The following is a 13,169-nucleotide window of genomic DNA, read 5'->3' on the forward strand; positions in this document are numbered from 1 at the left end:
TTTTTATGCCTTTAATTATTCAATGTATATTTCAGATTCCAGATGTTCATCAGTAACTGTACCTCGTGTAAAGCCTTGGTTTGGCGTGCCAGATTCTCAGCTGTGATTTCACGAAGCATATCGGTTACGGTCAGCGTACCGTTCTCCACTTTAGCCTCGGCGGCCTTGCGGATGTTGACACGCAAACGGATAATCTCATCATCATCCACCATCTGTCGGCGCATGGACTGGATGGCCGAGCTTTGTTGGGTAGATTCCAGATTGGTATTGAATAGGAACACATCGCGGCTGGTCTCCAATTTACGGCGGTTGTTATCTATCAGCCTCCGATCATTGCGCAACGTGTAAAGGCTACCGAAGTTCCACGACATACGGACTCCCGCTACATAGTATGCGGAGAAATCATCTTTCAGCATGTTCAATCCCGGATTTCCGTAAGCTCCCTGCACGAACAGCCCGAAGCGGGGACGGAAGCGCGTCTTCAATGAAGACTCCTGTACGTTCAATTGTCCGCCTTGGGCATCGAACCAGCGAAGTTCCGGACGGTTGTTCACCAATGAAGTGGATTCAAAAGTATCGGCAGGCTTCTCCAATGTAGTTCCGGAAGCGATTTCCTTTCCTATAAAGATAGAGAGCATACTCAGATAGGCCTGTCGCGAAGATTCCAGCTCAATGCGTTTCTGCTTCGTGTTCAATATCTCCACGCTTACGGCATCCAGATCGCTCTGATTGGCAATGCCGTTTGCTATATAGTTGGATACTTGCTGATGGGTGCGTCCCAAGTCTTCCTGCAAAAGCTGATTCTGTTTCAACTGTTCGTCCAGCAACAAAATGCCGAAATATAGCTGATTCACACGATCATTCAGCACATACATATCTACTTCCTGCTTCCCACGGTCTATCTCCGAAGTAGCCCGGGTCAGTTGCTTTTTGGAACGGATATCTCCACCGTCCCAGATGTTCTGCGACACTTCCAGCATCACCTGATACTGATCTTTGGGCATACTTTTTATATCGATTCCCGGAACGTCCACCGGCAGCTTTGTAACATCACTTTGATAGGTTGCTTTTCCTGAAAGGGTGAATTGTGGCAGATAGCCTTTTCCGGCATTCTCCAGGTTATACTCCCGGGCTTTCTCTATCAGACCGTATTGCCGCACCAGCGGATAATTGGTCTGTGCCGAGTGTTGGCATCCCTCCAGCGTGAGCTGCGCATGTGCCAGCATTGCCGCAAGAACAAAGGAAAAAGAGAGAATAGTTCGTTTCATTTCCATATACATTTCTTGTTTATTTCTTTATAGGACGCAAAGATAGAGCTTAAAAGTATATGGATACATTCTATTTGTGTGCAATGATGCTCTATTTATCCGATTACCAGTATTAAAAGACAGGAAAACCCTATGTTTTCTTATCTTTGCCACAGATATAGATAAATTAAAGGAGGAAAAGGATATGGAAAAGAGCAAACCTATGGAGCTTGGGCTTGGCGAGCTGCTGAGTAATCCAAACATCGTAAACAATAACAGTTTTCGCTTTATCAGCCGTGATCTCGGTGTTATCATCAGCTTTGCCCAAATGGATAGTATCCTCTTTAGCACAGGGAGGCCCTATCGCGCCAAAGAAAGCAGAATCATCCGGATACTGAGAGGTGAAGCACGGATTTCCATCAATCTGATAGAATATAAGGTAAAGGAACCAATGATTATTATCAGCCCTTTCAATTCACTGATAGAAATTGTGGAAATCAGTGAGGATTATGACTTTCAGGTCATTGTTCCCGATAATAACTTTTTGCCCATCGCACAGGGAGGCGCACTGACGGATTCGTACACAAAGCATGGCATTTTCATTTCGCCCACAGAGGAAGAATTACCGCAAATCGATGCTTTCTTTTCAATGATATGGGATGCTGTGCACAAAGTGCCATTCCGCCGGGAAGTGGTACAACACTTGATTATGGCATTACTCTATAATATAAGGTATATACATGCAAAGAATGAAGAGTCCGCCCCATTGCAGCTCTCACGCCAGGAAGAAGTATTCCGCCGCTTCATCGGGTTGGTTAATGAACACAGTAAACGTGAACGTAACATCAGTTTCTATGCAGATAAACTGTGTCTGACTCCTCATTATCTGAGCACGGTTATTCGTGAAGTAAGCGGGCAGACGGTAATGCAGTGGATTAACCAAGCCGTTATTCTTGAAGCCAAAGTACTGCTGAAACACAGTGACTTGTTGGTATTCCAAATCTCGGATGAACTGGGATTTCCCAATCCGTCATTCTTCAGCAAATTCTTTAAACGGATGACGGGGATGACACCGGCGGAATATCAAAAGAAACGCCACACCTAAGCGGGGCAAACGCCACACCTGAGCAGGGCAAATGCCACACCTAAACGGGGCAAACTCCACACTTCACACTCGTCCAAGTGTGGCATCGGCACCCACGAAGTGTGGCATTGCGGGTGCTGAAACACAGCATTGGAAAACATTCAACTGAAAATGAGAAACTTTCATCTTATAACAAGATGATACGCTTCTGCATAATATCCACCAATTGCGCTTTCAATAACTTGGCATTGATAGGCTTGGGCATATATCCATCGAATCCGCTTTCCATCACCTTCTGTTCATCCGAAGCATAGGCAAAGGCTGTAACGGCAATAATAGGAATCTTTGCAGAATACTTGCGGATCTCCCGGGTAGCCTCGTATCCGTCCATTACGGGCATATTGATATCCATCAATACAATCTGAGGATTATGTTCCCGAAACATTTCCACAGCCTCCATACCGTCCCAGGCATGAATCAAATGATAGTCGTACTTCAGGATGGATTCAAAAAGCTTATAATTGCTTGCATTATCTTCTGCAACCAGTATGGTCAATTTGTTTCTTTCTATCGAAACTGGTTGAATATCTTTGGGCATCTGTTTCTTGTCTTCCTTCACAGCCGGTTTGTAGGGAAGCGTAAACCAGAAAGTAGAGCCTTTACCCTCTTCCGATTCCACGCCGATTCTGCCACCCATATGATCCATCAGTGTTTTACAGATAGAAAGTCCCAACCCTGTTCCCTGGGCAAAAGAGTTCAGCTTGACGAAACGCCCGAAAATGTTTTGTTGCTTATCCTTCGGAATTCCACATCCGGTATCGGTCACATAGAAATATAATTCATTCTCCCGCATTTCATAGCCAAAACGAATGCTGCCTTTTTCGGTAAACTTAATGGCATTTGTCACAAGGTTAATCATCAATTGGGACAAACGGTTCTTTTCCGTATAAGCCATACATGGCCCGGCAGGTTCCACAAACTCCAGTTTCACCGCATCCGTCTTCACTCTCAACAAGAAACCACGCTCCAGTTCCCTCATCAACTCATTCAGTTCGATATTAGAGTAATTCAACTCCAACGTTCCCGCCTCAATCTTCGACAAATCAAGAATATCACTGATGAGTTGCAGCAACAAGGTATTATTGTTTTCGATGATGCTGACATATTCCTGTTTTTCCTCTTCTTCCTCGGTAGACGCCAATATCCCCGAGAAACCGACAATAGCATTCAACGGGGTACGAATTTCATGACTCATATTAGCCAGGAAGGCCGACTTTAAACGATTGGATTCTTCGGCAAGCTCTTTTGCTGTCGTAAGTTCTTGTTCCATTTTCTTCCGGTTGGTGATGACAAGCGACGAGCCTACCAGTGTCAATGGCTTTCCATCTTCGTCACGAGCTTCTACGGCAGCCTGTGCTTCCACCCATTCCACCTTGTGCAGGTTGTTTTTCTGCACATTGACGATGCGGTATTCTTCTTTCACTTTTTCCACCCGTCCTTCTATCAAGTCCCGGTAGGCCTGTTTCACCCGTTCACGGTCTTCCTTGAAGATTTTTGAGAAATACTGAGAATCGGGCACAGATAGTTGTGAATCTTCCACCTCCTGTTCGTCAGTACTCAGTTCAATCGGTCTATTGATATCACACAGGATTGTTTTGCTCTTCAGATCCCACTTCCAGGGTACGATGTTGGCAACATCAAGAGCCATCGCCAGTTTACTGTTGGTAGCACTCAACTTTTGCTGTGCTTTGTGCAGTTCTGTACTGTTCAGGCAGAAGATATCAATCATATTTCCCTGATGGGTTCCTTTCAATACCACATCGTAAAAAGTATCGATGGCTTTAAAGTAGTAAGGGAATGTGATGGCTCTTTTCTCCGTCAACGCCATCTTTGTAAAATGCAGGAATTCGGGCATGGATTCCGGAAATATTTCACTTCCTTTTCTGCCTATGACCTCTTCCTTACGATAGAAATGTTTCTCAAATTCCGAATTTACATTCCGATAAATCAATTCGATGGGATTACCGTTCTTATCGGTCACCAACTCTTCCTGCATATAGAGTATGGGCATATTGTTCACTAACATCTTATAAGTAGCCATTGCATCTATCTCGTTCTGTTGTGCTTTCTTCAATGCATTCAAGTTGCGAATACGATACAGGAAGAGCAGTGTAATAAGCAAAATAGAGAAAAGAGTTCCCAAGATAAAATACCGGTAATGCTCCCAAAACGTAGGCGGTTTATTCAGGAAACGGGTATTGGCAGGACACGTGGAAAGAGAAAGCCCGTCACGTACCAGTATTTCATAATTAATAACAGGCGCCCCGTCTGTGGGGATATAGCAAGGAATATGGCGTGCCTGTTTGTCTTTCAACACATCCGAAATGGTTTGAATCAATGCTGCATCATAACGATCCTGATTGTAAGTATATCCACCCAGCATACCTTCTTTTCCACTTGCTATATTTACCATACTCAAAGAAAAGATAGGAACGGAAGTAGCAGCTATAAGCTTATGAGAATTAGTGGCTAACATGCTAGTACCGGCAAATGCGTATTTGTAGAACCACGAGGCGAACAGAACTCCCGTTGTTTTAGTGTCTACGAAATACAGGGAATCCAACAGCTGATTGGTCGTCATATTTTCAGCAGACCAAAATTTATACTTGATATCGGGATATTTCGTATTCAGTTCTTGCTTGATAAGTGCGGAGTTGTCTTGATTGACTTTGCGCCCGTCACCTATAAATATAAGCTCTTTCATTCCGGGAATCATCTGTTTCATCAGGCGAATGTTTTCCGGGATATACAAATCAGCGTACAGATAAACTAAATTGTAGGGGTCAACCAAATAAGAAAGAGGAGTTCGTTCTTCAGGCGTAGAAGGCTGCCTGTGGATATAAGCCTCATAGGAATCTAAATAATCTTCCTGTGCACAAAGCACAATGGGAATATCTCCCCAAACTTTTCTATATTCATCCCGCAACAACAATGCCGAATTTCCCAGTAATAACAGCATGCGTGGAGAACGACCTTTGTATTTATCGAATATATTGCGCTTGGATTCTTCCAGAATGGAATCATTTTCAACCAGCAACATATTCAGATGCTCTACGTAAAGAGTGATTCCAGGGTCTTTTTGAACGAATTCCGTAACGTTGGAAATGAGCCGACTACTCCAGGGAGATGATTCCGTATATGAGTTTATACAAAGGATATAACTTTTACCCTCTATCGCATCTTTTTGTGCAAAAGCCCAATTTACAGACAAGAGGTAGAAAAACAGAAATAGAAGATATTGTTTCATCTGTACCAGAAGAATTTTATGTTATGCGAAATATTTGCTTGTTTCATTTTGCAACACAAAAGTAGCAAAAAAAGAAGAAATACAATTATATAAATAAAAAAGAGAACCTTTTTTTCTATAAAAGGTTCTCCATCATCAAATTCAGATGTATCTATAATTACTTTCGCATTTTTTCCCTGCAATAAGACCGGTGTCCATAGATCACAATCACCACAAAACAGATGAACGGAAGGATGAATGACAGGTTCACAGCAGGCATACCCAGCAATGTACCACAGTCTATAATGCTTGCCTGAACCGGAGGTAATACCGAACCTCCGAGAATCGCCATAATCAATCCGGCAGCACCGAATTTGGCATCATCACCCAATCCCTGCAATGCTATACCGTAGATTGTGGGGAACATCAGAGACATACAAGCAGATACTCCTACGAGGCAGTACATTCCCCAGATATCCTGGAAACCAATCACCCCGGCCGTGAAGAAGCAAGCTGCAATAGCCAGTACTTTCAGCAACAGCCCCGGACTGAGATACCTCAGGATAAACGTACAGATGAAGCGGCTGGCACAGAAGATAATCATAGCCACAATGTTATATTGCTGTGAAAGCACTTCCGCAGCTTTCTCTTCCATTCCTTCCGACATGAAATAGCGCGTACCATATTGAATGATAAATGTCCAGCACATAATCTGCGCACCTACATAGAAGAACTGTGCGATCACTCCTTCGCGGTAATGGTGTATACCGAATATACGTTTCAATGTAGGCAGGAAGTTGATGTTATGAGACTGATCGCCATTCTTCGGCATCTTCACCATACGGATCACGATCAGCATAGCCAAAATGACAAGCCCGATAATCAGATAAGGCGCAATCAGTACCATCAGGTCTGAATCACGTACCGCAGCAAATTCTGTATCCGAAAGCTGGCTACGCTCCATCGTATCCATCGGGTTCAAGCGATTCTGAATAAAGTTCATCGCCACGTACATACCTAATAACGAGCCCATCGGATTGAAAGACTGTGCAAGGTTCAGTCGGCGTGTGGATGTAGCTTCATCGCCCATAGAAAGGATATAGGGATTACAGCTGGTTTCCAGAAACGAGAGTCCGCATGTCAGTATAAAGTAGGCTATAAGGAAGGGATAGTAATTACCCGTCAGCATGGCGGGATAGAACAGGAATGCACCGATAGCATACAATCCCAGTCCCAGCAGTACCCCTGCTTTATATGAAAAGCGACGGATAAAAATAGCTGCGGGGAATGCCATGGCAAAATATCCGCCATAGAAAGCCACCTGCACCAGTGCCCCGTCGGTAACACTCATACGGAAAATCTTGGAAAAGGCTTTCACCATCGGATTCGTGATATCGTTGGCAAAGCCCCACAAGGCAAAGCAACTGGTGATAAGAATGAACGGAATGAGGTAGCTTACTCCGTCTTTACTGATAATGCTGTTTTTCTTAGTGTTGTTCTTCATGGTAGTTATTTCTTTGGCTGGGATTAGTCATAAAGGTAGAAAATACGCTCCATCGGTTGCCATTTCTCGGCGGCTGTGGAACCGGGTTTCACAAGCTGGAAGATGGCCATATAGTCTTCCCACTCCTGTTGTCGGGGCAAGGAAGCGAGGCGCTCCATAGCTGCATCCCAGTTAAACCCTACAGGCACTTCGACTATCATAAACAGGCGGGTGTCCAAAAGATATATTTCCATTTCCAGAATACCGGCTTCACGGATACCGGCAGGTATTTCGGGCCAGATAGTCCCTTGGCTGTGCCGGCGACGATATTCGGCTATCAACTGCGGATCGTCACGGAGTTCCAGTGTCCGGCAGATACGCTCCACCGGCTGATGATGCTCTTTGGCGGGATAACGTTTGATTGATGTGTCCATAGTAAATCAATATTGAAACGCAAATAAACACAGATTTTAGCAGATTAAAAAGTGATACGATAATTATCTACGCAAAGCAGTGTTTATCTGCGTTCCGGCTAAGTTATTAAATAAATTCTTTGATTTCTTCACGGCTGCCGATCTCTCCTTTGGCAATGGCTTGCACCAGGATATTACCGATAGCGGTTGCCTCTACAGGTCCGGCATAGACGGGAATACCCAAAGCCTCGGCTGTCAGGCGGTTCAGCAGTGAATTACGGCATCCGCCACCGATGATATTGAGCTGTTCTATCGGAGCGGGAAGCAGACGATTCAGTTGGTCTATTCCTTGCTTATAGCGCAGGGCGAGTGATTGGAGTACACAACGCACTACCTCACCGTAAGTTTCCGGTATAGGCTGTCCGTGCGCTTCACAATACTCCGCAATGGCATCCTCCATATCCACAGGGTTCTGGAATATTTTATCATCTACGTCAATGACGGATGGAATATCCGCAGATTCAGCGGCAGAAAGCAAGAAATCGTATTCACATCGCTCTCCTCTTTCTTTCCATTGTGCCATAAGACGTTGCAAGATCCAAAGCCCGGTGATATTCTGAAGAAAACGAATCTTACCGCCTACCCCGCCCTCATTGGTGAAGCCGGCCCGGCAAGCTTCTTCCGTGAGGATAGGCTCATCCAGTTCAACACCCAGCAGAGACCACGTACCGGAACTGAGGAAGGCACAACGGGATTTATCCACCTGTGTCGAAGGAATCGCATAAACAGCGCTTGCCGTATCATGCGAACCGACAGCTATGATATCCACTTCATCCGTCAGACCAATTTCTTCGGCAATCTCCCGTTTCAGTTTGCCACGTATCGTACCGGGCATCACAATGTCTCCGAAGAGATGTGCAGGTACTCCCAAGCGATGGATGAGTGGCTGATTCCAAGTCCGGCTACGTGCATCAAGCAGTTCGGAGGTGGATGCAATGCAGTATTCATTATTTGCCACCCCTGTGAGGAAGTAACTGAAAAGATCGGGCATAAACAGAAGACGGTCTGCAACTTCCAATTGCGTATCACCGCTTTTCTTCATGCTGTAAAGCTGAAAAAGTGTATTGATGGACATCACTTGTATGCCGGCTTCGGAATAATGCCGAACAAGGTTGTCACCGAAAAACTCTTCCGGCAAACCATCCGTTCGGGGGTCACGATAACACACTGGGTTTCCCAGCAAGTTACCGTTACGGTCTATCATTCCAAAGTCCACACCCCAGGTATCAATGCCAATGCTCCTGATATGATATCCCTTGCGCACCGCTTGCCGGAGTCCGTTCTTCATCTCATCAAACAGAGCCAGAAAATCCCAGTACACATGGTTTCCCATCCGCACCTGACGGTTTGGAAAGCGGTACACCTCTTCCAGTTTCAGCGTACCCTGGCAGATGGAACCGGCCATAACGCGACCGCTTCCACCTCCAAAATCTACTGCCAGATAGGTATTCATCATTTAGTCTTCTTTCCTAAAATGTATGTTTCAAGATCGTCGATCTCTTCAGGAGTAAGTACTGTGTAGTCTCCTCCGGACTGGATAATGATGCGGCATGCCATTTCAAAGAACATAGCGCGTTCAAAAGCCTGGTCGAAGTCCTTGCCACACACCACCTGCCCATGTTTCAGCAAGAGGACGGAATTATGGTCTTTCAAAGCATCAATCACTCCCTGAGCCAATTCTTTCGATCCCGGACGATAATAAGGAACTACCGGAATCTCGCTTCCCACATGGCAGGGAATCTCTGCTGTTACGTTGAAGTTCGTAGGACGATTCTTCATACACGCCACAGCCGTGGCATAGTGTGACTGGAAATGCAGAACTACATTCACATCAGGACGCTCACGGAGTACTCCGAGATGGAAACCGCTTTCCATAGAGGGTTTCACTCCATTCAATACTTCTCCTGTAGAAAGGCGGCAGACAGCTACTTTTTCTTTAGGTAGAGAAGGTACCCATGAACCTGTTCCGGAAAGCAGGACTTCGTCACCAATGCGCCAGGAGATATTGCCGCTACTGCATATTGTCAATCCGGCATCTCCTACCCGATGCGCCTGGGCTATGAATTGTTCTATGTGTTCGTTTGTTATCATGTCTATTTCTATTTGTTATTTATAGATAGGTCCGTACGTTGTGCAGGCTCTGTAATCAGCTCCTTCTTTATCCATACCGAATGCATTCCAAGCAGCAGGACGGAATATCTTCTTCTCATCCACATTGTGCATGCAAACAGGAATACGAAGCATGGAAGCCAGCGTAATCAAATCCTGACCGATATGTCCGTAACTGATAGCACCATGATTGGCTCCCCAGTTATTCATTACCGAGTACACATCTTCAAATGCCGGTTTATCGCAAAGACGGGGCACAAACCAAGTAGTAGGCCAAGTACGGTCCGTACGTTCATCCAGCAGCTTGTGAACTTCCGGATCAATCTCTACCGTCCATCCCTCAGCAATCTGAAGCACAGGGCCAAGGCCTTTTACCAGATTCAGACGGGTCATAGTTACAGGCATTCCACCCTTCGACAGGAAGTTGGAAGAGAAACCACCTCCACGGAAATAATCACGGTTAGCGGGATACCAGGTGGTAGCTTCAAGACATTTCTCCATTTCAGCCTCGGAGATTTCCCAATGAGGTTTCATGACAGGTTCACCCTGTGTATTTGTTTGCTGGCCTGTACCGTCCAGAGTGGTAGCACCGGAGTTAATCAGATGGATAATACCATTAGCTGCCAAACCGGTCAATTCTTTACCCGTAACACGTTTCACAGCTTCAGGACTCCAATATGTACGCACGTCAGAGAATATCTGTGCACGGTTTGTCAGCAAATGACCAAAGAGCATGGCTACACCGTTGCAGGCATCATTTTCAGTAGCTACTACGTATGCTTCACGGATACCGTTCCAGTCAAAAGAAGTATTCAGCAGAGCTTCGGAGTAGTCACCATTCGGATAAAAATCCGTCCACTGGCGTTGTCCCTGGAAACCGGCGGCAATGGCATTGTGTCCAAGTGCTTCTTCCTTGAATCCCATTTCGCGAAGTTTCGGATTACCTTGTATAAGGTCGCGCATGATAAGGGTCATCTTCACAATAAACTCCCAATCTTCGTCTTTTTGCTCACGGGTCTTGGTCTTTGCGGGGAGATTGAAATCCTTGCCCTCATTCTTCTTGCAATATTTCTCTGTCCATGCCATGGCTTTAGCGAACTCTTCCTTATCATAGATACCTTCAGTCATGCGACGGATAATTTCAGTCAGGTCTACAGATTCGCAACGGATGCCCAGATATTCCTGGAAGAAATCCGGATTCACAATAGAACCGGCAATACCCATAGATACGCTACCCATCGACAGATAAGATTTTCCGCGCATGGTCGCTACTGCCTGTGCGGCACGTGCAAAACGAAGCAGTTTTTCTGCAACGTCGGTAGGGATGGAATTGTCATCCAGATCCTGCACATCACGTCCGTAAATGCCAAAAGCAGGTAATCCTTTTTGTGCATGTCCTGCCAGTACAGCTGCCAGATATACAGCTCCCGGACGTTCCGTACCGTTAAATCCCCAAACAGCTTTCGGATAATACGGATTCATGTCCATAGTCTCGGCACCGTAGCACCAGCAAGAGGTCACTGTGATAGTAGAACCCACGCCTTCTCGTTCAAACTTCTCGGCACAAGCCGCGCTTTCGGCTACGCGACCGATGGTACTGTCTGAAATCACACACTCCACAGGACTTCCGTCACCATTCTTCAAGTTACTGGTGATCAACTCGGCTACTGCTTTAGCCAGGTTCATTGTCTTTTCTTCAAGGCTTTCACGTACGCCACCCTGGCGGCCGTCGATAGTGGGACGAATCCCGATTTTCGGATACTTTTTCATGCTATCATTTATTTGGTTAATAAAACATTATCTATGCTGAACTGTGCTGAAATCAGTTTGTAAAAAAAGGCTATAAAGAGCCTCTTAAATTTACTTCCGTCGGCAGACAAACCTGTATGGGTTTGCCACTCAAGATGAAATCTGCCGTCAGGATTCCCATCTTTTGCCAATCAACACTCATCACTGTTATTCCCTTATCAATCACTTCATAAGCCGGCGTATCATTATAGGCTATCAAGCCGAAATCAATACCACACGTCAAACCTGCCGCACGGCTCTTCTTCACAATCTCCACCACATCCACCTGGCGGATGGCGATATAGGCTTCACCGGAATGCACTTCCCTGTCGTCCAAAGTCTCTATTATCTCACATTCCAATTGATGATCTGCACAAAACTTCCTGAAATAATCGCACGTCTCCTTGGGATGCTTACTTTCCCGTGCCAGAAACAGGATAAGCTTGCGATAGTTCTGCAACCTATCTGACAATTGAGCCATAGCTGCGTAAAAGGCTTCACCGAAGTCCTGGCAGATGTATGAGTACTCCCGCTTATCAAATTGCCCGAAATCAAGCAGCAACAGGCGGGAAGAGTCTATCTTATAGAGATAAGGAGAAATCTTTTCATTATCGAAGTTCATTACCACGTATTTATTATAGCGGCCAATGGAATCGCGAAGAATAGCATTGAACAATGCTTCGTTATACTGATGAAACCACAGGTCTACCTTATAACGCGTAGAAAGGCGGCGGATGATGCTGTTATACAGCGTATCTTTAAAGGGTGAGTATTCATCGAGCAGCAGCAGAATATTTTTCTGGCGGTTCACCACATAGTAACCTTTACCAGGAGTAGAGTCGATAATCCCCCGCTCCTTCAGATCAATAAAAGCTTTAAAAACCGTGTCGCGGGAAACTTTATAATCGTGGCTCAGCTGATTGATGGAAGGCAGGGCGGTATCCGTCTTGTAACGTCCCATAGAAATGTCCTGGCTGATCAAATCGGCCAGTTGTTTTACCTTCGTCGTTTGTTGCCCGAAAATTGTTTTCATATTGCGTATACAGGTTTAATCAAAGTAAGGATGACACAGACAACTATGCTGAACTGTGCTGGTGCAAAGAAAGATTATTTATTCTGAATCAGCAAGAAATAGTGATATGTTTTGCAGCATATAAAAAGCAAAAGCCCCGTTACATCTTTGCAATGCAACGAGACCTGCTATTTCTAAAGTTATCAAAACAAGTCCGAATGTGTCCCAGTATTAAGCAGCAATAAAGTCAATTCTTTATCATTCTGCTCCCATATCAACAACCAATCCGGCTTTATATGACATTCCCAATATCCTGAAAATTGTCCCGACAATATATGAGGTTTATATTCAGTCGGCAAAGAACCGTTTTCTTGTAAAAGAGTTATCACTTTATGCAAAAGTTCAATATCTAATCCTCGTTTCTGGCAACGCTTTAAATCTTTCTTGAACTGTCCGGTATATATCAAGGTATATGCCATCAGCCTAATATTTGCTTAAATAACTCATCTGCATCTTTTGCTTTATACACGCGCCCGGTCTTCACATCCTCCATAGCCTTTTCTATACCCGACTTTTTGTCAGTAATAGTCCAGCCCATCTTCTTTGCCAATTCTTTGAATAACTTTAAGTCAGCTTTCGGCAACTCAAATGAAATGGTTTCCATCGTTGTATCCATAATATACTCTC

General features: G+C 45.0%; 11 protein-coding genes. 1 reads left to right on the forward strand and 10 read right to left on the reverse strand.

The window, feature by feature from the left end; genetic code table 11:
• Positions 1-11 precede the first annotated feature (11 nt).
• Entirely contained in the window at positions 12-1,274 is a 1,263-nt protein-coding gene (locus K429_RS0126760; protein ID WP_029328762.1) for a TolC family protein, read from the reverse strand.
• 178 nt (positions 1,275-1,452) lie between these two features.
• Between K429_RS0126760 and K429_RS0126765 the strand changes: the two genes are divergently transcribed.
• Positions 1,453-2,352, forward strand: coding sequence for an AraC family transcriptional regulator (locus K429_RS0126765; protein ID WP_029328763.1), 900 nt, complete (start codon positions 1,453-1,455; stop codon positions 2,350-2,352).
• Between the two features lie 166 nt (positions 2,353-2,518).
• On the opposite strand, the gene K429_RS0126770 is transcribed toward K429_RS0126765, so the two are convergent.
• From K429_RS0126770 to K429_RS0126810, 9 genes are all read right to left on the reverse strand, one after another.
• A complete protein-coding gene (locus K429_RS0126770; protein WP_029328764.1) occupies positions 2,519-5,638 on the reverse strand; it encodes an ATP-binding protein in 3,120 nt (1,039 codons plus the stop codon).
• Between the two features lie 157 nt (positions 5,639-5,795).
• Positions 5,796-7,121 carry an L-fucose:H+ symporter permease gene (fucP, locus tag K429_RS0126775; protein ID WP_022210253.1) on the reverse strand — a complete coding sequence of 442 codons (1,326 nt, stop codon included), beginning with the start codon at positions 7,119-7,121 and terminating at the stop codon, positions 5,796-5,798.
• A 23-nt stretch (positions 7,122-7,144) separates the two neighbouring features.
• Positions 7,145-7,534, reverse strand: a complete 390-nt coding sequence (locus K429_RS0126780; RefSeq protein ID WP_029328765.1) for an L-rhamnose mutarotase — start codon at positions 7,532-7,534, stop codon at positions 7,145-7,147.
• Between the two features lie 106 nt (positions 7,535-7,640).
• Positions 7,641-9,026: a rhamnulokinase family protein gene (locus K429_RS0126785; RefSeq protein ID WP_029328766.1), complete on the reverse strand. Its 1,386-nt coding sequence runs from the start codon at positions 9,024-9,026 to the stop codon at positions 7,641-7,643.
• Positions 9,026-9,664 carry a class II aldolase/adducin family protein gene (locus tag K429_RS0126790; protein ID WP_029328767.1) on the reverse strand — a complete coding sequence of 213 codons (639 nt, stop codon included), beginning with the start codon at positions 9,662-9,664 and terminating at the stop codon, positions 9,026-9,028. Before K429_RS0126790 ends, K429_RS0126785 begins: the two co-directional genes overlap by 1 nt.
• Before the next feature lie 15 nt (positions 9,665-9,679).
• Entirely contained in the window at positions 9,680-11,452 is a 1,773-nt protein-coding gene (gene fucI / locus K429_RS0126795) for an L-fucose isomerase (RefSeq protein ID WP_029328768.1), read from the reverse strand.
• A gap of 70 nt (positions 11,453-11,522) precedes the next feature.
• Positions 11,523-12,503 carry a GntR family transcriptional regulator gene (locus K429_RS0126800; protein ID WP_029328769.1) on the reverse strand — a complete coding sequence of 327 codons (981 nt, stop codon included), beginning with the start codon at positions 12,501-12,503 and terminating at the stop codon, positions 11,523-11,525.
• A gap of 182 nt (positions 12,504-12,685) precedes the next feature.
• Positions 12,686-12,961: a type II toxin-antitoxin system YafQ family toxin gene (locus K429_RS0126805; RefSeq protein ID WP_029328770.1), complete on the reverse strand. Its 276-nt coding sequence runs from the start codon at positions 12,959-12,961 to the stop codon at positions 12,686-12,688.
• Positions 12,961-13,158, reverse strand: a complete 198-nt coding sequence (locus K429_RS0126810; RefSeq protein ID WP_022210247.1) for a hypothetical protein — start codon at positions 13,156-13,158, stop codon at positions 12,961-12,963. Before K429_RS0126810 ends, K429_RS0126805 begins: the two co-directional genes overlap by 1 nt.
• Between the last annotated feature and the right edge of the window lie 11 nt (positions 13,159-13,169).

Origin of the sequence: Bacteroides sp. 14(A) (genome assembly GCF_000526555.1) — a bacterium.
Lineage (GTDB): Bacteria > Bacteroidota > Bacteroidia > Bacteroidales > Bacteroidaceae > Bacteroides > Bacteroides cellulosilyticus.

What these genes read in the sequence shown, in the direction of transcription:
- K429_RS0126810 (WP_022210247.1), bottom strand. Translation starts at nt 13,158, where the DNA reads ATGGATACAACGATGGAAACCATTTCATTTGAGTTGCCGAAAGCTGAC.
- fucP (WP_022210253.1), bottom strand. Translation starts at nt 7,121, where the DNA reads ATGAAGAACAACACTAAGAAAAACAGCATTATCAGTAAAGACGGAGTA.
- K429_RS0126785 (WP_029328766.1), bottom strand. Translation starts at nt 9,026, where the DNA reads ATGAATACCTATCTGGCAGTAGATTTTGGAGGTGGAAGCGGTCGCGTT.
- K429_RS0126760 (WP_029328762.1), bottom strand. Translation starts at nt 1,274, where the DNA reads ATGGAAATGAAACGAACTATTCTCTCTTTTTCCTTTGTTCTTGCGGCA.
- K429_RS0126805 (WP_029328770.1), bottom strand. Translation starts at nt 12,961, where the DNA reads ATGGCATATACCTTGATATATACCGGACAGTTCAAGAAAGATTTAAAG.
- K429_RS0126765 (WP_029328763.1), top strand. Translation starts at nt 1,453, where the DNA reads ATGGAAAAGAGCAAACCTATGGAGCTTGGGCTTGGCGAGCTGCTGAGT.
- K429_RS0126790 (WP_029328767.1), bottom strand. Translation starts at nt 9,664, where the DNA reads ATGATAACAAACGAACACATAGAACAATTCATAGCCCAGGCGCATCGG.
- fucI (WP_029328768.1), bottom strand. Translation starts at nt 11,452, where the DNA reads ATGAAAAAGTATCCGAAAATCGGGATTCGTCCCACTATCGACGGCCGC.
- K429_RS0126770 (WP_029328764.1), bottom strand. Translation starts at nt 5,638, where the DNA reads ATGAAACAATATCTTCTATTTCTGTTTTTCTACCTCTTGTCTGTAAAT.
- K429_RS0126800 (WP_029328769.1), bottom strand. Translation starts at nt 12,503, where the DNA reads ATGAAAACAATTTTCGGGCAACAAACGACGAAGGTAAAACAACTGGCC.
- K429_RS0126780 (WP_029328765.1), bottom strand. Translation starts at nt 7,534, where the DNA reads ATGGACACATCAATCAAACGTTATCCCGCCAAAGAGCATCATCAGCCG.